Here is a 22,205-nt window from a genome sequence, read left to right on the forward strand (position 1 = left end):
CCTCCACTAAAATCATAACTGATACTTACGATTTAGAGAGGTGTTTTTTATCGTCTCATTCTCAGGGTTCACTCCATAGGGAAGGATAACGTTTTTTATAATTCATCCAATAAGAGATATCGATTTATTAAAAAAGTAGCATCCTATAAAACTTGAGGGGTATGTTGCGAATTATCTTTTTGGACATTTCCCTTTATTTTTTTACGTTCTAAATTTTGAACAAAAAGTGCCTGAACAATACCTCCAACTATTAAGAAACAAGCACAAATATAAAATAGCATATTACCGTTTAGTTTACTTAATAATACTGCACCAATAACAGGACCGCACGTTCGAGATATATCCCAGTGTATACCATAAATCGAAAAATACAATCCACGTTTATCTGTAGGAGCGATCTCTGAAACGAATCGCAATAAATGGTTTAAAGCCATACTTTCTCCAATGACTAAGAAGAGTAATGTGAAAAATAGTGACGAGATTGTTGCTGAAAGCCCGTAGCCAATTGCGGCTATCGTATAGCAGGCGTAAGAAATAAGGATGATTTTCGTCATGGAAAATCGTTTAGACCATTTTACAAGGAAAATTTGTAGAATGATTTCCAAAATGGCTTTGCAAGTTGAAATAAATGCGAGTATGAATACGAAATTTGGAAATACATGTTCTGCGAAAATACGATAATTTGTTTCCGTTTGTGCATAGAAAAAGCTAATAGGAAGTGTAGAAGCCATAAGTCCAAATACAGCGTAATGTTTGTGTACAAATTGTTTTGGAGATGATGCTACTTCAAGTGTTTGTTTTGGCGTTGTAATTGCTGGAGCAGTTTCTGGGAGCTGCGTCCAAACAACTATTGCATATATCATAAGTGTAATACTTTGCATCATAAATAAATATTCAGGGTGAGTAGTATAAAAGATAGCACCAATTAAAGGACCGATTACGGATCCAATTGCTCCCATCGTTTGCAGGAGAGCAAAAATTTCTGCTTGCTGCTTTTGTTTTGTTAAATCGGCAATTTGCGCACGTTGAGCTGGAATGTATAAAGAACGACCAATACCATTAATGACGTATAACAGTGCAAATATAAAAATGGATTGAGCAAAAATAAAACTACCGATTGCAACACCTTGCAGCAATAGGCCGAGTAACATAATTTTTCTTCTCCCATATTTATCAGTAACGCCTCCAGCAATAAGTGTAAAGACAATGTCTGAAAGTGGTTGTAGTCCGAAAATAAGCATAGTCATCATTATATTGCCGTTTAACATCTTATTAACGTATATAATCATAATGAGGGCTAACATTGATTCCGTTGTTCGGGTTAATAATTCACCACACAGTCTAATGATAATCGGTTTATTGTAACGTAGTAAGAGATGGTTCAAAATGATTTCCTCCTTTCTATATTGAAATGATAAGATGAAAGGAGAAATGGAAAAAGGGTAGAAATAAAAGGGAGTATTTTTCACCTTTTAGGGGGATTATGATGTTTATATTAGATCAATACATTGAACTATGGATTGCCTATGGGAAAGGGAAACGAGAAGGAGAACAATTTGAAATAACAGTGCAAAATATATCTGAAACTTTATTTTGTACAGAGCGTAATAGTAAATTAATTATAAAAAAATTAGAAGAGTTATATTGGATCGCTTGGTTTCCAGGTCGCGGGAGAGGAAATCGTTCTAAGTTAATATTTAAAAAGCATCCGGCACCATTGATTTTAGATAGAGGAAAAGAAATAACGAAAAAAGGGGATGTGAAAAGCGGGATCTCATTTGTGGAACGCTATAGCGCACATTTTCCATCAGTAAAGGGAGAATATCAGTCTTGGGTTGATTCTATATTTGGTCATAAAATTGAAATGACATCTGAAGGGAGAAAAGATGTACTCCGTTTACAAGTACAAATGAATCTGGACATCGTTTTAGATCCAGTTTACGCTACAATGCGCTCGGAATGTCATATGGTTAAACATATTTTTGATACAATCGTATATATCAATGAAGAAAGAACTGCTATAGAGCCGAGACTTGCTTTTCACTGGGAATATAATGATGCAGAAAAAATATGGACATTTTATTTACGAAAAGGAGTTCACTTTCATAACGGAAAACAACTTACTGCAAATGATGTTATATATTCATTGAATCGATTTATGACAGCTGTAGACAACCCGCACGCATGGATGTTACAGCATGTGGAAAGTTTTCATGCAGTAGGTGAATATGTTTTAGAAATTAAATTACATACGGAAAATATGATGTTTTTACATATGCTAAGTTTAGAACAGTGTTCTATCGTAAGTGAAGATGAAGCAGGAAAATTAATGGGGACAGGACCTTTTCAGTTATACAAAAGTAATGAAGATCTGTTTATACTAGAAGCGCATCATTTATATTTTCGTGAGAGACCTTTTCTAGATCGCGTTGAGTTATGGAATGTAGAACAAAGTGTAGATACGTATGATGTTTTAGTAAAGGCGCAGTATAAAGATAAAGAGAAACATAATAAAGAACTGTCTCGACTTGAGTCGAACGTGACTTATATAACATGCAATCTTACGAAAGAAGGACCAATGCAAGATAAGTTATTTCGGAAAGCGTTATATAAAATCATTCATGGCGATATAATCGTTCAAGAACTCGGTGGAGAACGTGGAGAAGTGGCAAAGGAACTAATATCAGCAAAGGCCAGCATAGTAGAGATAGAGGAAGATATAGAAAGTTTAATGAAAAGAAGTATTTATCATAATGAAGTGCTACAAATGTATACATTTAAAGGACGAGATCACGTTGAAGATGCACAATGGATACAAAAAGAGTGTGCGAAATATGGAATTTGTGTAGAAATAAATTTTCTTGAAATAGAAGAACTATTGCAAATAAGTACGATACAAAAAGCTGATATCATGCATGATAGCGCAACAATTAGCGAACGAATAGAAGATAGTTTGCTATATATGTTTCTGACAAAAAACAGTTTTATTCATGGGCATAGCAGCATGAACTTTCACGAAATGTTGTCCCCTTATTTTAAACAAGAACAAGTAGAGAAAAGAGTTACACTGTTACGCGATCTCGAGGACACATTGTTACGTCAAATTCATATTATTCCTTTATATCGTAACAAACAAGAGGTAAGTACACATGAAAAAGTACAAAATATAATGATTAATTCGCAAGGTTGGATTGATTTTTATGAAATATGGTTTAAGTCTTGATATATATAGGTTCTTACGCATTTTTCAGAAGATGTGTCAGAGCCTTTTTTCTATGTAAAACAAGTTTGTTTTACACATTGTTATGCTACTTGTAGTCTAATTCCATTTACAGCGTAACAGTGTTATGTTACATTATTATTAGGAAGGAGTGTTACACAGTTGAGTACAGATTTAATTTCAAAAAAAGATTTATTAGAGCTTACAGGTATTTCATACGGACAGTTATATAGGTGGAAGAGAAAAAATTTAATTCCGGAAGATTGGTTTGTACGAAAGTCAACATTCACTGGTCAAGAGACATTTTTTCCGAAAGAAAAGATTTTAGAGCGTATTGATAAAATCCAAACGATGAAAGAAGATTTATCACTAGATGAATTAGCAAATATGTTTTCACCGAGTGTGACAGAAATCCTTTTAACGAAAGAAGATCTCATCCGTAAAGGGATTACATCAGAACCTGTTTTACAATTTTTTATTGAGCAAACGAACAAAACGGCAGACTTTCGATTTGTAGATATTCTTTATGTATATATGTTAGAAGAGTTACTACAATCAGGAGAAGTTAGTTTAGAAGAAGGTAAAATGGTTCTGCAAGTTTTACGAGAAAATTATGAAGCAATCAAACATAAAAATTGTGATTTAGTTATGATTCGAAAAATAGGAATTTCTACATGTTTCTTAGTATCAAATATTGAGGATTTAATTTTTGAAAAGGGAACGAAGATTGTTTTACGAGAAGCGATTATGAAGTATACCGAAGCATTAAAAACTAAACTGTTGTAGTGGAGGAGAAATAATGCGTACAGAAAATTTAATTATAAATGGTTACGGTTCATCCAATGGCGGTGAATTTCATAAAGTACAACTAAATGGAAAAGGCACTGTAAACGGAAATGTTGAATGTGATGAATTTCAATGTAATGGTTATGGTGCAGTAACTGGTGATTTGAACAGTAGCAATGCAAGAATTAGTGGATCAGGTAAAGTCGATGGTACAGTTAATGCAGAAACGATACGAATTGATGGGAAAGCAACAATTACACAAGATGTAAAGGCGAATAGTTTAAAAATTGCAGGAAAAGGTACGATAGGTGGAAATGTTAAGGGTGAAGAATTTAAAATCAACGGTCAAGCGACGATTGATGGGAATTGTGAAGTTGATATTTTTTCTTCAGAAGGACAATTTACAATCGGTGGTTTATTAAGCGCAGATGAGATTAATATAAATATTCACGGTACATGTAGAGCGAAAGAAATTGGCGGCCAAACGATTAAAGTAAGACATAGATTGAGTACATTTAGTAGACTGTTTAAATCAGTATTTGGCTTGCAGTTAGAAGCTGAATTGTTAGAAGGTGACAATATCGATATTGATTATGCTCACATAAAAACAGTAAGAGGAAACAATGTAACAGTAGGACCGAACTGTGAGATTGAACTGATCGAATATAGCGGTGTTATTACTGTTGATAAAAGCGCAAATGTAAAAGAAATTAAGCAAGTTTAACGGAGGGGAGTAATCAGTATGGAACATCAACATAGTCTCACAGTAAATGGTTCCGGTAATTCAGCGGGCGGAGATTATAACAAAGTGAAGATTCGCGGTGAAGGAACAATTACGAATGATATGAGTTGTAATGAGTTTAAAACATACGGTACAAGTGATGTGCGTGGCAATATGAAAGTTAAAAACTATGTCGTGTATGGAGATAGTGAAGTACAAGGAAATGTAGATGCAGCATACGTAAAAGTATATGGTAATACACAAATGCATGGTGATGCTCATATTGAAAAAACAAAAGTTAGAGGTATGATAGATGTTACAGGGAAGTTTTCAGGTGATTTCGTAGATGTGAAAGGTGCTTTAAATGTGAAGGGAGATATTGAAGTAGAAGAATTATCACTAACTGGTGGTCTTGAAAGTGATGGTTTGCTTAATGCTGAACATATTGAAATCTCACTTCGTTATGAAGGAAGTAAAGTAAGAGAAATCGGTGGCAAAAAGATTACAGTGCGTAAGAAATCAAGATTTATTCCTTTTACTAGTCATGCTGGAAACCTCCAAACTTCAATTGTAGAAGGGGATGATATTTATTTAGAACATACAATTGCTGAAGTAGTAAGAGGAAACAATGTTACAATTGGTCCTGGCTGTGAAATTAGTGTTGTGGAATATCATACTAGTTTTAACCAAAAAGGTAATGCAGTCGTAAAAGAACATAAACAAATATAAGTAATGCGAGGGAGAGCAAGAGATATGGTTGAGAAGAATAATAAGCTTGGCTTTATTGTGGCGGGCTTATTGCTAGGTATTTTAATGGCATCAATGGATAATACCATTGTCGTAACAGCGATGGGAACGATCGTTGGTGACTTAGGAGGTCTTGAAAACTTTGTATGGGTCGTTTCTGCCTATATGGTCGCAGAAATGGCAGGTATGCCGATTTTCGGTAAACTATCAGATATGTATGGAAGAAAGAGATTCTTTATTTTCGGTTTAATCGTCTTTATGATTGGTTCGGCACTTTGTGGGACTGCTGAAAATATTACACAATTAGGCATTTATCGTGCCATTCAAGGTATTGGCGGCGGGGCATTAGTGCCGATCGCGTTTACTATCGTGTTTGATATTTTTCCACCTGAAAAGCGCGGGAAAATGGGTGGATTATTCGGAGCAGTATTTGGATTATCAAGTATTTTCGGGCCATTACTTGGCGCATATATTACAGATTATATTAGTTGGCACTGGGTATTTTATATTAACTTACCGCTTGGCATTTTAGCACTTATTTTTATTACATTCTTTTATAAAGAATCACGAGTTCATAGAAAACAAAAAATTGATTGGTTCGGCGCAATTACTTTAGTTGGTGCAGTAGTTTCTTTAATGTTTGCACTTGAACTTGGCGGACAAAAATATGATTGGGATTCTAGCTTTATTTTAAGTTTATTTGCTGGATTCGCTATTTTAATAATCGCATTTATTTATATCGAACGAAAAGTAGAAGAGCCAATCATTTCATTTGAGATGTTTAAACAACGTCTGTTTGGAATGAGTACAATTATTGCATTATGTTACGGAGCTGCATTTATGTCAGCAACTGTGTACATTCCGTTATTTATTCAAGGTGTATATGGTGGGACTGCAACAAACTCAGGATTGTTACTTTTACCGATGATGTTAGGGTCAGTCGTAACAGCACAGTTAGGCGGATTTTTAACGACAAAGCTTAGCTACCGAAACATTATGATTATTTCTGCTGTTATTATGCTAATCGGATTATTCTTATTAAGCACGTTAACGCCAGAAACAAGTCGGGCATTATTAACTGTTTACATGATTATTATCGGATTCGGAGTTGGTTTCTCATTCTCTGTACTAAGCATGGCTTCAATTCACAACTTCGGTATGGAACAGCGCGGATCTGCGACCTCAACGAGTAACTTTATTCGTTCATTAGGTATGACACTTGGTATTACCATCTTCGGAATGATTCAAAGAACAGGTTTCCAAGATCAATTAGAAGAAGCATTTAAAGGTATGAGCGGGGGAATGAATTCAAATGCTGTAGGAGATTCAAGAGCCATTTTATCAGAATCGGCTAGATCTCAAATTCCGCCACAAATATTAGATAAAATTATTGACGCTCTTTCTAGTTCAATTGTTCAAACATTCATGTGGGCATTGGTACCAGCTGGTTTAGCATTCGTATTCATTTTCTTTATGGGAAATGAACGCATGGTATTTCAGAAAGAACAAAAGAATATAAAGAGTAAAGCATCAAAATCTTAATGAAAAAGCTCCTTTCAAATTTGAAAGGAGCTTTTGTCGTATGTACGGTGTTAAATTAGCCTTCGATGATTTCGTATTCTTCGTCTGCTAATAATAAAATTTGTGTTTTTTTACCTTTGTTTTGAACTTCGATTACATCATATGTACCTAAGTCTCTTAGTTTGCTTTGAGAAGCATTAACCATAACTTCCATAGAATCAATTAAGATATCTTCTTCAATGTATGATTCAGGCAATGCCATATCTTCAGTTTCTAATACACATGCGTATAGATTTTGTAAGTTTTCAGCAGTTGGGTTTTGTTCCTCAACATCAATGATGTTTTTTACTGCGTCCATATTTTCTTCTTTTGCTTGATATACTTTAATTTTAGCCATTGTTTTAATCTCCTTTATAACGTAATCGTAGAGGCTACACCTTATTATAACGTTTTTTTCATGAAAGATGAAATTGTTATATGTATTTATAGTAAAAAATATGTGTTATTACTTATTATTGGTGTAATTCCCTTATTAATCTAATGAGTAGTTAACTATCTCCTTATGTTAATATTATATTGTCCAAGCTTTTGTTATCTTCCGCTCATATTATATGTATTAGATAAAAACATATAGGGAAGGGATTGAATGTAAGTGGATTGCGAGCCGAAACGAAATTGTGGGTGTTGCCAAAATAGTATATGTGAATTTTTACAAAGTCTAGAACCTTTTACTCAAGTTGAAAGTATCGTAATAGCTGGAAACGAAATCGATGTATCTTATTTTCTTTCATTTAACAAGAGGAAGGGCATTGTATCATTTGTACAACAAGACAATGAGGTAATATTTGTAGACTGTTCAAAGATTGATGCAATTCGAATAGGAAAAGTGTGTAGTTGTAAATCGAAAGTTAAATATATTGAAGAGGACTTTAGCTTGCTAGGAAATGTTTGCCCGCAATGTTTAACGGAGGGTAGTACAATCTTTTTTGATTTTAACAATCCTGAATTAAATGTGTCTTTCCAAGCAACCACAATTAATCCACCTAGATGTACTGAATTTACAGATGAACTCGGGAATGTAGTAAAGCAAATTACTATAGTAGGTGAGGCAATTGTTTCTAAAGATTTCGTTCAAGTGCCTGAACTGGTAGGTTTTCGACTGCTTTTATCGCATCCAGCTGGAGATCCTTTAAACTACGGATTGTTATTTATTAATTTTCCTGATGCGATTTTTATTTTTATATTGGCATCAAGCGGATACCTTTCCATTTCGAATTGCTTAAAAATAGAGAGTGGAACTGGTAATGCTGAAATAGAAGAGCTGAAAAAAATGATAAAGGATGACGATAACACGTACAAATCAGTTGTTAAATTGACTAAAGTATATAAAAATGGTGAGACGGAATCCTTTATTTCTAAGAAGGAGTTATAACGTATCTATTGATTAACCCTCTTAAAATACAGGAGGGTTTTTACATATAATAGGAGTATTATAATGGCGGGAAAATCACTTTTGTCGTATGTACGGTGTTAGAAGTAAATAGAGTGGTTAGTTGCACTATGATTTGTTATGGATAATCTCCTATAATGCGGTCTTTTGCAGCAAAATATGAAAGAAGCCATTACAGAAAAGCTAGGGGAATAGTATGTAATTGATTTAAATAAAGTGACGGAAGAGCATACAATATTGATAAAGCAATTAAGAAAAGGGCTATTGAAGCAGCCCTTTTCTTAATTATGTACATAGCTGTTGCTATTTTTATTGTGTTTACATAGTTATCCAAACTTGATAGCATGTTTAATCAAAAGTTGAGTAGTTTATTTACTAAATTCCTTTTGAGCTCCCATATAGCTTCCTATGATATTTTGATAACTTGGAAGGTGTTTAGCAAGTAAAGCTCCAAAGCCTTCAACATCATTTCGCCAGTCACGCTGTAATTCTGCTGCAACGCTAAACCAGTTCATTAGTTGAACCCCGCCATGAGCCATACGCATAAGAGCGGCATCAGCAACTTGTTTACTAAAAGTTCCAGATGCATCAGTTACAACAAACACCTCATACCCTGCATTGATAGCAGATAGAGCTGGGAACGCAACACAAACATCAGTAACCACGCCTGCAATTATTAACTGCTTTTTACCTGTTGCCTCAATCGCTTTTACGAATTCTTCATTGTCCCACGCATTAATTTGTCCAGGACGCGCTATTTTAGGAGCATTTGGAAATAGTTCAATTAATTCCTGCATGAGTGGACCGTTAGGACCGTCTTCAAAGCTAGTTGTTAAAATAACCGGTAAATCAAAAAAATTAGCGGTATTAGCAAGAGCTAAAACATTGTTTTTGAATTCATCAACACCATAATCACGCACTAGGCTGGAAATCAGACCAGTTTGATGATCCACTAGAAGAACAGCGGCATCACTTTTTGAAAGACGAGAATAGAAATCAGTCGTTTTATAATCCCCCTTAAAAAGCTTATTTATAAATCAATCTTACAGTGATTCGACTGGATTGGGTATATGTTAAAATTTTATCAAAAAATATGTTTTATTTGGATAATAAGATATATATTTTAAAATTGAAAAAGTGAATTTTTATTTTTTGATTTGATGTTATAATGATTTTGTATTTGTGAATAATTTATAATTATATGAAAGTTAAGTCTAAGGGGTGTTTGCTTATATGCCGAATAAATGGATGTGTAAAAAGGGTATAAGTTACCTCATGAAAATGTAGAGTTATATTGATTTGTAGAAAGCAGGAATGTAAATGATATATGAAGCGAATATACATACTAGAAGAAAATTAGTTTCCATGTTCGAAGATTTTAATAATGTTATATTACTTTCTTATTTACAAGGACATATGGGAAGAGCCTGGGTAAACGATCTTGAAAATCCAACAGTAGCACAAGTTACAGTAGGGATTTTCACATTTTATACTGGAGATCCAAATGTGAAAGAAACAGAAGAGTTATTACGTAATATTCCTGAAAAAATGTTAGTAATCGTAAATAGTGAAGAATGGAAAAAGCGTTTAGAAACATTTTATGAAAGAAAAATAGATAAGTTTTTACGCTATAAATTCAAACGTAATTCGGAAGTTTTTGACCGTTCAAAATTACAATCTTTTATATCAACACTTCCAAAAGGATACGAGTTAAGAAGAATAGATGAGCATATTGCAAATAATTCTACACTACATAAGCTTTCTGAAGACTTTACAAGTCAATTTCAATCGGTAGAAGATTATTTAAATCGAGGTATAGGTTATAGTATTTTGTATAATGGAGAAGTTATATGCGGTGCATCCTCGTATAGTATTTACGATAAGGGGATAGAAATTGAAGTTGCGACGGATCTGAACCATAGAAGAAAAGGTTTGGCGACCGTAGTGAGTGCAGCGTTAATATTGGATTGTTTAGAAAAGGGAAAATACCCAAACTGGGATGCAGCGAATACGACATCTGCCAAACTAGCAGAAAAGCTAGGATATGTTTTTGATAAGGCGTATGATACTTATTTTGTGGATAATAGATGAATGAGCAGAGATTGTAAGAGTTGTACAAAATAAAGAATTTAAAAAGGGAAAGATAAATGACTGGAATGTTTCGATAGCATTGTTAAAAACTCCTATGGAAATATTAGGGGATAAAATGATTATTTCAATAATAAGGAGATTTTATAATCTATTGAGTACAAAAACCGGCTTTTTTAGCCGGTTTTTATTTTTTATAAAGGGGACAATAGTCGTGATGTTCTGTTTTGTGGATAGTATTAAGTTGGCAGATGGTTCTTATTAAATGTATTCTTTGTTAGATAGAATAAAAGACTCTTGAAAAATTAATTTTGGAACACCTATTAGCTCTATCATAAAAAAGTCGAGAAATTCTATTTTATATAGGTAGATATCAGTATAGGCTCCATATATTAATTTATGTATTTTTAACTATCAAGAGGAATTGAAGCTTTTACTATGCAATTGATAAAAGTGACTATGATACAAACCCACGCATTAATAGAAAAAGTACATATACAGTAAAGAGAGTTAAAAAACTCTAAATTTTATTATAAAGGAGATTATAAAATATGAGTGAACAATGTCCAATTAATGTACCATGTCAGGTAGTAGGACAAACCCAAACACCATTAAGTGATGCACCTGCAACGCCAATTACTACTCCGGGAGCGCCAATTGTAAAAATACCGGTTGTATTAGCAGAAAGAACAATTCAAATTGTTGTAGAATCTGATATTTCATTAGATCCTCCAGCGGTTGAAATTAAACGTATCTTAAAAAATGCATTTTTAACACAATGTAAGTTAGTTCCTGTAGCATTTGAACCAGTACCAGGTACACCTTACCGTCGAGTTACAAGAGCAAAGTTATTTGTACAAGGATATATTCGTAAAAATATTGAATATGCAAATGACGAGTGTAATGGAGTGCTATATGACCGCATTGCTAATGTTCCATTTTCTGGTTTTGCTGATTTAACAGCTGGTGATTTTCTATCACTAGCTATAGTGGCTGCTTCCTCAGATACTACTTCTCACTTTATTAATCCTAAAAATGGTGATCTACCACGTTTAGACAAATACTTCTTCGAAAATACAGTTTTTTATAATGAACAACCGTATTGCGAATTAGTCAGCGCTCAATTTTTTGAATTAGACTTTTCACCTTGTCCAACAGACCTAAACGAACCATTTGATACTCTTCGTGAAAAAATTGTACTAGATCTTACTTTAAAAGTTTTACAAGTACAACAAGTACAAGTATAAAACTAAAAAAGCATTGTCTTTGATAAAAAGACAATGTCTTTTTTATTATTATAAAACATATATAATGATGAAATGGTCGCGTACAAAAAACATATTTTTATGAATTTCATTAGACGGGGGGATGGTGATGAAAAATCCATGGGTTGGTCAGGAAATATGGAACAAAGTTTATAAAGGGAAAAAGCTGAATGTTCAAGATGATGCACGCGAAATAAGAAAAAAGGAAAAAATTGAAGAAACAGAATCAGAGAAAGAAGATAAAGCAATTGAATTAAAGAAAGAAAGTAAAAAAACAGAATCAAAAAAGGGAGATAAAGCGATTGAATTAGAGAAAGAAAATAAAGAAACAGAATCAAAAAAGGGAGATAAAGCGATTGAATTAGAGAAAAAAAGTAAAGAAACTGAGTCTAAAAAAGAAGAAGAAACAATTGAATTAGAGAAAGAAAGTAAAGAAACTGAGTCGGAAAAAGAAGAAGAAACAATTGAATCCGAGAAAGAAAGTAAAAAAACAAAGTCAAAAAAAGAAGAAGCAGTTAAATCCGAGAAAAAGAGTAAAGAAACAGAGTCACAGAAAAAACGTCAAGATTCAGAATCAAAAATAGAGACCTTAGTACGTTCAAAAATAGTAAAAACCCCATTTTCTATTATTTCAGATGTGACTAGTTTTATAAAATTCCCTAATATGAATGTGAAAAATCAAGAAGTATTTGTATTTCGGAATCAAAAAGATGAAAGGGGTCGTGAATTGGATACTAAGTTATTAACTACAGTGCAACATTATCAAGGAGAAGTTAATTGTAATTTAGTTTCTTCAAACCTTTATGAAAAGAGAGTGCTTTTAGAACTTTCTAATCAAAAAATAAAAAGTAATATGGAAGAGAATTGGGTAGGAACATCTTCGTGGATTCCTATACACGGAATAATTTTAGATAAGGAAGATGAAGGAGGAGTAAATAATTATATACCTGCGAAATTACCAATAGAAATAGGGAAGTATAAAGGTGAAATTAATTTACGAGAAAAAGTGGTATTTAAAGAAAAAGTTATAGAAATAAAAGAGGTGTCACAGGAAATTATTTTAACAAAAAAAGAGTTTTTATTACCAAAAATAATAAGGGAAGGAAATAATCCATCTAAAATTGAAAAAGGGAGCTTACTCGTAGAAGGTTATATTTTTCAATGTATTGAATTTATATCGGAACGAAGTACACCGCATGATAACGCGTATCAGTTAATACAAAACCTTGTATTGGAATTAACAGTGCAATTGTTACAAGAACAGGAAGTTTGGGTGCGGATTAGATAATTAATCATCTCTACATCAATTAGTTAAAAATTTCTTCAGGAAAATGTATTAGAGAAACTTAAAAATAATGCTAGCAAGTTTGTAAATGAGCTTGCTAATAAGCGTTTGGGAAAGATATGAAATACAATTGATGGATCGCTTTAAAAAACTAATTCTTTTAATAGATGAAATGGATAAATCTTTGTTAAAACATGAGGTGTAACACAAAGTGTATCCACCCCCATTATAGAAAACTTACAATTTAAACAGTAATACATGTTTATCATAATGTTTTAAACACCAATTATATTTTTTTAGAATAATTGGATGGACAACTTCTTTCGTAGTATCGACCTCAGTATAGCCATATTTCTTATAAAAGTTTTCTAGTTCCTCAAAAGGAAGACAATACACATTTTGTACTTGTAATTTTTTCGCAGTTTCTACTAAAAATGAAACAAGTTCCCCAGCTAATTGTAGACCTCTAAATTTTGGGAGAATAAAAATCCCACCCATTTCTATAGTATTATCATCTATTTTGACTAGTCGTCCAACACCTGCATACTCATTATTGTATGTAATGATTGCAACTTTATCTCGCTTTAAATCGCTCCGTACAAATCCTATTGATTCGTATTGATTATTAATCCATTCTAGATCATTATATGTAGCCAGTTGAATACTCATATGCATCCTCCTTCAGAAAACTTTTACTATTTCCATTATACATAATATATTTTCAGGAAAAAGTGGTTAAAATGGCATGATTTTTATTAACAGTTCAAGTTTTGGAGAATAGTGCATACAATATAAAGTGTTTTCCTTTCTTCATTTAAGTTTTACGTATATAATTTAAAAGTACTATTTTTATTTTATTATTTTATATTTATAACAGAATAGAGGTTTAAAAATGGGTGTTAAAATCATTACGGATAGTGCGGCGGATTTACCGGTAGAATTGCTGCAAGCATATGATATTGATTTAATTCCACTCCGTGTATATGATGAAGCAGAAACAGAGTATTTAGATGGAGTTACATTAGAGTCAGTTACATTATTGCAAAAAATGAGAGAAGGCGCTGTTTATAGAACATCATTGCCTTCACTTGAAACTTTCCAAGAAAAATTTGTTTCTTATGCAAAAGAAGGTAACCCTTGTATATATTTAGCTTTTTCATCTGAACTGTCTGGTACATATCAATCTTCAATTGTCATTAAAGAGGAAGTAAAAGAAACATATGCAGATTTAGATTTGGAGATTATTGATACGAAATGTGCTTCGCTTGGTCAAGGGCTTGTCGTTTTAGAAGCTGCTAAAATGGCGAAAGACGGCGCATCAAAAGAAGATATTTTAAAACGTGTCGCTTTTTTAATGAACCATATGGAACATATCTTCACTGTGGCTGACTTACAGTACCTTGTTAGAGGTGGACGTTTAAGTAAAGTAGCAGGTTTTATCGGCGGTTTATTAAACATTAAGCCGATCTTAAATGTGGAAGAAGGAAAACTTGTCCCCCTTGAAAAGGTAAGAGGGAAAAAGAAAGTACTTGGCCGAATTGTAGATATTATGGAAGAGCGCGGGAAAGAACTTAAAGGTCAAACAATCGCAATGACTCATGGCGACGACTTAGAAACAGCTGAAGCGTTAAAAGCATTAATTACGGAAAGATTCGGCTGTGAAGTATTTATCGTAAATACAATTGGAGCAGCAATCGGTGCACATACAGGACCTGGCGTTATAACATTATTTTTCTTAAATGAAGTAGAGTAAAGGACTGATCTTTTGATCAATCCTTTTTTATTTTTAATCTGTGATAATTGGTCGATATGGTATTGGTGAAGTGATACTTATATCAGTAATCGTGTACAGAGATAATAAAGTTGTTTAATTTACAATAAAGTCGTTTAAAACACAATAAAGTTGTTTAAAAACGCCAGTCATGTTATTCAACAATCGAACTATATAACGAAACGATTTCTTGTCAAAATTAAAAATATTTGAAATAATTGTTATTAAGTTAAAGGAGGGCGATTACAGAAAAGGTGATACGACTTTCTCTTACTTAAGAATTGTGGAATAGTTAAAGAATCCGATTAATTATATTCCGAAAGGGTGTGTGTAATATATTATCAACTAATGTTTTTACTTATAAATCTAAGGATGGACAAACAGTAATAATTAGAGAAGCTAAAGAACAGGACGCAGAAAGAATGCTAAATGCTGCTTCAAAAGCTTTAATAAATGCTCCATACATGCTAAGTACGGTTGAGGGTGTAAAAAAGATGAGTGTTGATGCTATTCAAAAAACGTTAAAAGCTTATCATGAAAATCCAAATTATGTACAGTTTATTGCTGAAGTTGATGGTAAGTTAGTCGGTGCAATCGATTTTAAGAACGGAAACAAAGAAAAAATTAGTCATCAAGGGGCTTTTGCGATGACCATGCTACCTGAATATCGAAATTATGGTATTGGAAGAGCTCTTCTAGAAACGTTAATCAATTGGGCTAAAAATAACAGTAAGATTGAAAAAGTTTGTCTTGAGGTAATGGAAGATAATCTAGGTGCAATCCAGTTATATAAGAATCTAGGATTTTTTGAAGAGGGTAGAAAAGCAAAGGGTGTAAAATTGGATGACGGCTATCAAAATTTAATATTAATGGCTTTATTCGTTTAAAATTGAACATTATTCAACAATAGGCGCTATTGTTGAATAAAAATTAGATTTTCAAACGACTTTATTGTTATATTTTTAAGTACAGTGAAGTATCTTATATCGAAAATTATACATCTATATTTTAACCCCGTCCTAAATTTAGAACGGGGTTATGCTTATTTTAGGTTTAAAAGTAAATAACTTTATTGTCTTTTTTACACATCGTATCATTCATGTGTTTATGCTATTTGTGATTGAGTGGTGAAAGAAACGAATATAAATCTAGTCCTGCTCATCAAAAAACGAAATATTTAAAGATATTAAAAAATTGTAGTTTCATATATAATTGGGTAGGGAGAAATATCTGTAACTATTTGTAAAAATAGGAGGCGGCTATAAAAATGCATGAAATTGCTAGGTGGGATTTAGATCGATTATATTCGTGTGAAGATATTACATTTCCGATATTAGAGTTGAAAGAACAATATATAGTGACAAAGGATGTGGAAATCCTTTCAAAACTTATACAGGCTATTGAAAAGGCAGAATACTATTTGTATTGCCGATCGGCTGAAGAAAGTGTTTCATCTGACAATACTATATTGACTGTGAAAGTAAAGGAACTAAAAAGTGAAGTACAGCAAGTAATACAACAAAGTGAGGTGGCAATTTCTGATAATATTAATACTAGGTTCATAAAAGATGAACTAAATGCGTGGGAAAATATGTACATACAATTAAGAAATAAGATAGAAATAGAGCACAATAATAAACAATTATCATTTGGTCAAGCAAATCATATTGCAATGAATAGTGATAATGAAAAGGAAAGGTTAGAAGTATTCGAGTTACTTACAAGTGCTTTGCATAAGGAAAAAGAAATCTTTGCTACTGTATTAAATCAAATAGGGCGATTACGTAATACAAAAAGTAACGAAATAGGGGATAGAGAGATTTTAACACAATCTCTCCAAGCGAATGAAATCTCTGAAACTGTATTATTACAAATGTGGGATGCGACAGAAGAAAATCTAGATAAATTAGCCAGCGTTTTAAAAGTGTATAAGAACGGAAAAGCTTTCATTACATGGCATGAACTTATGACAGTAAAGGAAAATAATGAGGCTATTATTCCTTTTTCAGAAGCAGTACAAAACATATATGATGCATTAAAAGATATTAATGAAGAATTAGCAGAATTTGCACGTAATGCGATAGAAAGTGGATGGGTAGATGCTGAACCGAGAGAGAATAAACCACCAGGTGGTTTTTGTGCTCCATTTTTCATTGAGAAAGAATCACGAATCTCCATGCGTTATGATGGGAGTATAGATAGTGTAAGAGTACTTGCTCATGAGCTAGGACATGCTTGGCATTTTTATAATATGAGTTTTGAACACTCTACTTCTTTTTTAGATGATTATTTGCCAATGAGTACAGCTGAATCAGCGTCTATTTTCTTTGAAACAGTACTCATAAACTATTTAATCGAAACAACAAAGTATATAGGTATGAAAAGGTCATTACTTAGCTGGAAAATAAGAAATACTTTTAATTATGTTATGGCCATTCGAGCATCATTTCAATTTGAGAAGAATTTTTATGAAAAATGTAAAGAAGGTCCCATAAGTGCTGACGAAATTGAGAAGTTATCTATATTGGCACAAGAAGAAGCATATGGACATGCTTTAAGTGAATATCAGCCGTTCGTGTGGATTAAATATATTCAATTTTATATTGCGGATGTTCCTTTTTACAATTATCCGTACACATTTGGATATTTAGCAAGTTTTAGTTTATTAGAAATAGCGAAGCAAAACTCAAGTACATTCCATTTAAAGTATAAAGAATTTCTACGAGAAACAGGGAAAGCTCCAGTAGAAGAGCTCATGAAAAAACATTTTCAAATAGATATAACAAGCTATGAATTTTGGGATAAAGCTTTTATACAAATTTCTAAAGATATTGATGAATATTTGCAGCTTATGTAAGGAGAGGATGACATGTTTCAAGCACTAATTTTCGATATGGACGGAACGTTATTTCAAACAGATAAAATTTTAGAAGTATCGCTAGATGATACTTTTAATCATTTGCGGTCACTACAATTATGGGATGCAGTAACGCCAATTGATAAGTATCGTGAAATTATGGGTGTGCCGTTACCGAAAGTTTGGGAGACGTTATTACCAGACCATTCTATTGAAGTGAGAGAACAAACAGACGCATATTTTTTGGAAAGATTAATTGAAAACATAAAGAGCGGAAAAGGTGCTTTATATCCGAATGTAAAAGAAGTATTTATGCACATAAAAGAAAATAATTGTTCAATATACATTGCTAGTAACGGTTTAAAAGAATACTTACAAGCAATCGTATCTTATTATGCTTTGGATCAGTGGGTTACTGAAACATGTAGTATTGAACAAATACAATCGCTAAATAAAAGTGACTTAGTCAAAAACATTTTGAACAAATATGATATAAAAGAGGCAGCGGTAGTTGGAGACCGACTATCTGATATAAATGCAGCAAAAGATAACGGTTTAATTGCGATTGGATGCAATTTTGATTTTGCACAAGAAGATGAACTGGCTCGTGCGGATATAGTAATTGATGATTTAATGGAGTTGAAGGGGATATTGTCTGAAGTGCAGAATACGCATGCTACGAATTGAATAAGGTAACAACCATAAAAATGCTCAGAATAAATGATTCTTGAGCATTTTTATATATTTTTATATTAAGGGAGGGAATTTACTTGAAAGATATACATATTCAACAAATAGAAAATTTAATGAAATATGAAATTAGTCATCTCGTTCAGGACAGTAAGGAAGGAGGTTTTAACTTCCTAATAAAATTAATAAATGAATATGAAAACAAAATAAATGTATTTAATAAAACTGGAGAATATTTATATGGTATTTTTCAAGGGGAAAAGTTAATTGGAATTGGAGGGCTAAATGAGGATCCATATACAAAAAATAATAAGATTGGTAGGGTAAGGAGATTTTATATTGCAAAAGAATACCGAAGGAAAGGATTAGGGAGGTTACTGTTAGTGCGAATTTTAAGTGATGCTAAAAAATATTTTAATATCGTTGTCTTAAATACAGATACGGAATAGGGTGACAAATTTTATACTTCGGGTGGATTTGTGAAGGGGAAAAAATATGTAGGAGCGAGCCATTATTTGAACTTAAATAAAAGGATGTAGTGAATTATTATTTATCTACCCTGACAGAACTTTTGTTCTGTTTTTATGTGGGTTGATGATATAATTTATTTGAATCTATTATTAGAATGGGGAATTGGATGATGGGAGAAAATAAAATTATTCATGATTTCAATGAATATTCAATTTGGTTAAATACATTGAAAGGTATGAAAGAAGAATTGTGGGTGGCACCAATATCAGAGGGGAAATGGACTATTGGTGAGATTGTATCTCATATTATGAATTGGGATGAATGTCTTTTAAGTAAGGTCTTACCATCAGTGAGAGAAGGACAGGGAGTGGAGTTCCCTGACTTTAATACATATAATAAAATAGCCTCTAGTTATGCCAAATCGGGTATATCTAAGATGAAACTTCTTGAAGAAGCAAAAACAAAAAGAGAGTTACTCGTAAAAGAACTTAGTTTATTGCCTGCTGGAAATCTAAAGAAACCTGTAACTGCCAATGGAGTATCACATTGTCCTCATACTGGAACGCCGTATTCTCTTATATATATTATTAAAGAATTTGTAGATCATGATAAACATCATAAAAGACAGGTTATGCATTTTTTTAATGAAAATCAAGTTGTTAACCGATAAAGAAAGATCCTGCAAATGATATTTGTGGGATCTTTCTTAAATTATAATGTAACATTCATTTGTTTCAATAATCTATTTGGATTACCTTTTACATAATAAAAATGCGGATTATTCTCATCATCATATAGCATAATATAAGGTTTTTCATTTTGTGGGAGCAGTATAAGTACTTCGTCTATTGTAGTATGTAACCATTGATTCGTAATAGAAATAGGTTTAGATAAAGGGATTTTTATCATATGTCCATCTTTCGGAACGACGTTTAAGTTTTTAAATGGTCCAGTTATTGCTTTAGCGTATTGAACTGCTTCTTTTTGGATTGCTGGATCTAAAGATTGTTTTTGAATGACCATTTCTTTTTTGCAATCAAACACTTCAATTTGTTGATTTGTATTTGCGAGCACATTTGTTGATAATAGGAAGAAAAGAAGAGAAATGACCCCGATTTTTTTTTTCATAATACAACACCTCATCTTTACTATACCCTCAAAAGGTTTAAATATTTTTCTGTCACATACATGTAACAAAGAAGTTGTATGATACAATTGGTTTTTGTTTAAAAGCAATGGAGGATAAATTATGAAAGTATTGATTGCAGATGATGAACAAGATATGTTGAAAATTTTAAAAGCTTATTTTGAAAAAGAAGGCTTCGAAGTTTTATTAGCAAAAGATGGAGAGGAAGCACTTCAAATTTTTTATGATGAGAAAATAGATTTAGCTATTTTAGATTGGATGATGCCGAAACATAGTGGTATTACAGTCTGTCAGGAAATAAAAAAGAATTCAAGTGTAAGAGTGTTAATGCTTACGGCGAAAAGTGAAAGTGAAGATGAATTAGCAGCGCTTCAAAGCGGGGCAGATGAATATGTGAAAAAACCATTTCATCCAGGAGTACTAATTACCCGAGCGAAAAAGCTTGTACAACAGGATGATGTAATTCAAGTGCAAGATGTAAAGATAAATTTCGCCAAAAATAAAGTATATAAAAATGATATAGAATTAGATATTACAAAAACAGAACTAGAATTAATAAAGTGCTTTTTAAATCATAAAGGAATGATTTTAACGCGTAAAAAATTGTTAGATATCGTATGGGGATTTGACTATTTTGGAGAAGAGAGAACGGTTGATACACATGTGAGGAGATTGCGTAAAAAAATCGGAGAGAATATTATAAAGACGCATCGTGGTTTAGGTTATAGTCTGGAGGAACAAAGTGAATAAACTTGGAAAAAAACTATTTTTCAGCATTTCTTTAACGGTTATTCTTATTTTTATGATCTCTTTATTATTAATTAATTATCTTTTACCGAAATATAATATTTATAAAACACGTGAAAACTTAAATAAATTTACAATGCAAATACAAAATACATCAGTAAAAGATTTAGAAGATGTTATCCATACAATTGAAAATGAAAGTAATGTTTCAATTGTGTATACGCCAATCAACCAGTCAATAGTTGATATGAACGAAGCACTACACACAAAACTTATGAGAAAGAAGGTAACATTAAATAAACTGTGGATTACGAAAGACGAAGTCATAAAAGTGAAAACGGAAGGGCAATCGAATAAACTATATGATCAAGGAAAGGTAAAAGCAAGCTTTTTTGCTAAATATATTGCGAAAGATGATACGATAATTTTAATTGGGACTTCTATTGCAAATTCAAATGAAATTATTAATACGTTAAATACATTCTACTTATACATTTTGTGTTTCTCACTCCTTCTCATTATTTTACTTGTGTGGATACTTTCAAAAACAATCACGACACCATTGAAAGAATTAAGTGATGTCGCAGAAGAAATTTCACGTTTGAAGTTTAAAAGAACGAAAGTGAAAACGAACGATGAAATAGGAGACTTAGCCAATAGTATCAATATTATGAGTGATAAATTGCATGAAGCACATCAAGATTTAACAGATCGTAATGAACATTTAAAACAATTTATGGGTGATATGACTCATGAATTAAAAACACCTATCGCATTAGTAAAAGCATATTCTATGGGAATAAAAGATGGTTTAGATGATGGTACGTACGTAGATACAATTATTAAACAAACTGATCAAATTTCAAATCTAATTGAAGAGTTATTACGATTTTCTAAACTAGAAAGAGATATATTACAAAAAGAAGTATTCCCTATTGAGCCACTAGTCCAAAGTATAATAGATAAACATAAGATTGAACTGGAATCGAAAGAAATCAATTTGCAAGTGAACAATACTGTTGGTGATACAATCATTTATGCAGATTTAAATAAAATGGGAATGGTGTTTCAAAATTTAATTTCTAATGCGATTAAATATACAACGAATCAAAATGTGGAAATTTATTTACAAAATAGAAACGATGGTATATATTTTCAAATTCAAAATGGTATTCATGCTGAACAAATTAAAGATATCGATAAAATTTGGGAACCATTTTATGTATTAGAATCTTCTCGTAGTAAAGAAAAATCAGGTACAGGATTAGGATTAGCGATAGTGAAAAGTATTTTAGAAAGACATGGTTTTGAATATGGAGTCTCTACTATAGATGGAGAGATACAGTTTGATATTTATATGAAGAAGGGCTAATTAAAAACTAAAAAACATCGTCTATTTTCAATAGGAGACGATGCTTTTTTATGATTATAAGACAGTA

21 protein-coding genes and 1 pseudogene are annotated in these 22,205 nt (G+C 32.2%); 17 read left to right on the plus strand and 5 right to left on the minus strand.

Translation table 11 applies throughout. The features are described from left to right. Positions 1–143: 143 nt before the first annotated feature. Entirely contained in the window at positions 144–1,385 is a 1,242-nt protein-coding gene (locus tag JDS95_RS15775; RefSeq protein WP_001016143.1) for an MDR family MFS transporter, read from the minus strand. A 101-nt stretch (positions 1,386–1,486) separates the two neighbouring features. On the opposite strand from JDS95_RS15775, the gene JDS95_RS15780 reads away from it, so the two are divergent. From JDS95_RS15780 to JDS95_RS15800, 5 genes are all read left to right on the plus strand, one after another. Further along, positions 1,487–3,223, plus strand: coding sequence for an ABC transporter substrate-binding protein (locus JDS95_RS15780; RefSeq protein ID WP_000470214.1), 1,737 nt, complete (start codon positions 1,487–1,489; stop codon positions 3,221–3,223). Positions 3,224–3,382: 159 nt separating this feature from the next. Next, positions 3,383–4,006, plus strand: coding sequence for a YhbD family protein (locus JDS95_RS15785; protein ID WP_000102264.1), 624 nt, complete (start codon positions 3,383–3,385; stop codon positions 4,004–4,006). A 13-nt stretch (positions 4,007–4,019) separates the two neighbouring features. Continuing rightward, entirely contained in the window at positions 4,020–4,730 is a 711-nt protein-coding gene (locus JDS95_RS15790; protein WP_001258572.1) for a bactofilin family protein, read from the plus strand. A gap of 18 nt (positions 4,731–4,748) precedes the next feature. Next, a complete protein-coding gene (locus tag JDS95_RS15795) occupies positions 4,749–5,456 on the plus strand; it encodes a polymer-forming cytoskeletal protein (protein WP_000401018.1) in 708 nt (235 codons plus the stop codon). Positions 5,457–5,480: 24 nt separating this feature from the next. Continuing rightward, positions 5,481–7,016, plus strand: coding sequence for an MDR family MFS transporter (locus tag JDS95_RS15800; protein ID WP_000229600.1), 1,536 nt, complete (start codon positions 5,481–5,483; stop codon positions 7,014–7,016). 55 nt (positions 7,017–7,071) lie between these two features. Here the strand turns inward: JDS95_RS15800 and JDS95_RS15805 are convergent, their stop codons facing one another. Next, the gene (locus JDS95_RS15805; protein ID WP_001062729.1) at positions 7,072–7,392 is read right to left on the minus strand and encodes a hypothetical protein; all 321 of its coding nucleotides are present in this window, start codon (positions 7,390–7,392) and stop codon (positions 7,072–7,074) included. Positions 7,393–7,647: 255 nt separating this feature from the next. Between JDS95_RS15805 and JDS95_RS15810 the strand changes: the two genes are divergently transcribed. Beyond that, positions 7,648–8,427: a BC_2878 family exosporium-associated protein gene (locus tag JDS95_RS15810; RefSeq protein ID WP_000340389.1), complete on the plus strand. Its 780-nt coding sequence runs from the start codon at positions 7,648–7,650 to the stop codon at positions 8,425–8,427. 386 nt (positions 8,428–8,813) lie between these two features. Here the strand turns inward: JDS95_RS15810 and ycaC are convergent, their stop codons facing one another. After that, entirely contained in the window at positions 8,814–9,479 is a 666-nt protein-coding gene (gene ycaC, locus JDS95_RS15815) for an isochorismate family cysteine hydrolase YcaC (RefSeq protein WP_050426849.1), read from the minus strand. Positions 9,480–9,765: 286 nt separating this feature from the next. Between ycaC and JDS95_RS15820 the strand changes: the two genes are divergently transcribed. The 3 genes from JDS95_RS15820 (at position 9,766) to JDS95_RS15830 (ending at position 13,086) form a co-directional block, all read left to right on the plus strand. Further along, on the plus strand, positions 9,766–10,536 hold the full coding sequence (locus JDS95_RS15820) for a GNAT family N-acetyltransferase (protein WP_000638742.1): 771 nt from the start codon (positions 9,766–9,768) through the stop codon (positions 10,534–10,536). Positions 10,537–11,084: 548 nt separating this feature from the next. Further along, positions 11,085–11,780, plus strand: coding sequence for a CsxC family protein (locus JDS95_RS15825; protein ID WP_001294998.1), 696 nt, complete (start codon positions 11,085–11,087; stop codon positions 11,778–11,780). Positions 11,781–11,907: 127 nt separating this feature from the next. Beyond that, entirely contained in the window at positions 11,908–13,086 is a 1,179-nt protein-coding gene (locus JDS95_RS15830; RefSeq protein WP_000795517.1) for a BC_2427 family protein, read from the plus strand. A gap of 234 nt (positions 13,087–13,320) precedes the next feature. On the opposite strand, the gene JDS95_RS15835 is transcribed toward JDS95_RS15830, so the two are convergent. Next, complete coding sequence (locus JDS95_RS15835; RefSeq protein WP_000027173.1) at positions 13,321–13,752, minus strand: GNAT family N-acetyltransferase; 432 nt, start codon at positions 13,750–13,752, stop codon at positions 13,321–13,323. A gap of 223 nt (positions 13,753–13,975) precedes the next feature. Between JDS95_RS15835 and JDS95_RS15840 the strand changes: the two genes are divergently transcribed. The 6 genes and pseudogenes from JDS95_RS15840 to JDS95_RS15865 all read left to right on the plus strand — a co-directional run bounded on the left by JDS95_RS15840 (position 13,976) and on the right by JDS95_RS15865 (position 19,542). Then, entirely contained in the window at positions 13,976–14,836 is an 861-nt protein-coding gene (locus JDS95_RS15840; RefSeq protein ID WP_000538270.1) for a DegV family protein, read from the plus strand. A gap of 344 nt (positions 14,837–15,180) precedes the next feature. Beyond that, complete coding sequence (locus tag JDS95_RS15845; RefSeq protein ID WP_199690660.1) at positions 15,181–15,741, plus strand: GNAT family N-acetyltransferase; 561 nt, start codon at positions 15,181–15,183, stop codon at positions 15,739–15,741. Positions 15,742–16,121: 380 nt separating this feature from the next. Further along, positions 16,122–17,711: a M3 family metallopeptidase gene (locus JDS95_RS15850; protein WP_199690662.1), complete on the plus strand. Its 1,590-nt coding sequence runs from the start codon at positions 16,122–16,124 to the stop codon at positions 17,709–17,711. A gap of 12 nt (positions 17,712–17,723) precedes the next feature. Next, positions 17,724–18,398 (plus strand): HAD family hydrolase, encoded by a 675-nt coding sequence (locus JDS95_RS15855; RefSeq protein WP_085450279.1) that lies wholly within the window; start codon positions 17,724–17,726, stop codon positions 18,396–18,398. A gap of 83 nt (positions 18,399–18,481) precedes the next feature. Beyond that, positions 18,482–18,940 (plus strand): annotated as a pseudogene (locus JDS95_RS15860) (GNAT family N-acetyltransferase). Positions 18,941–19,041: 101 nt separating this feature from the next. After that, a complete protein-coding gene (locus tag JDS95_RS15865; protein ID WP_000504404.1) occupies positions 19,042–19,542 on the plus strand; it encodes a DinB family protein in 501 nt (166 codons plus the stop codon). A 41-nt stretch (positions 19,543–19,583) separates the two neighbouring features. Here JDS95_RS15865 and JDS95_RS15870 read toward each other — a convergent pair whose 3' ends face one another. Then, positions 19,584–20,000, minus strand: a complete 417-nt coding sequence (locus tag JDS95_RS15870; protein WP_085450277.1) for a hypothetical protein — start codon at positions 19,998–20,000, stop codon at positions 19,584–19,586. 121 nt (positions 20,001–20,121) lie between these two features. Between JDS95_RS15870 and JDS95_RS15875 the strand changes: the two genes are divergently transcribed. Next, a complete protein-coding gene (locus JDS95_RS15875; RefSeq protein WP_000865955.1) occupies positions 20,122–20,769 on the plus strand; it encodes a response regulator transcription factor in 648 nt (215 codons plus the stop codon). Continuing rightward, complete coding sequence (locus JDS95_RS15880) at positions 20,762–22,138, plus strand: HAMP domain-containing sensor histidine kinase (RefSeq protein WP_001037231.1); 1,377 nt, start codon at positions 20,762–20,764, stop codon at positions 22,136–22,138. The genes JDS95_RS15875 and JDS95_RS15880 overlap by 8 nt, the downstream gene beginning before the upstream one ends. Positions 22,139–22,205: the final 67 nt, after the last annotated feature.

This window comes from Bacillus cereus group sp. N24, from assembly GCF_016483345.1.
GTDB lineage: Bacteria > Bacillota > Bacilli > Bacillales > Bacillaceae_G > Bacillus_A > Bacillus_A toyonensis.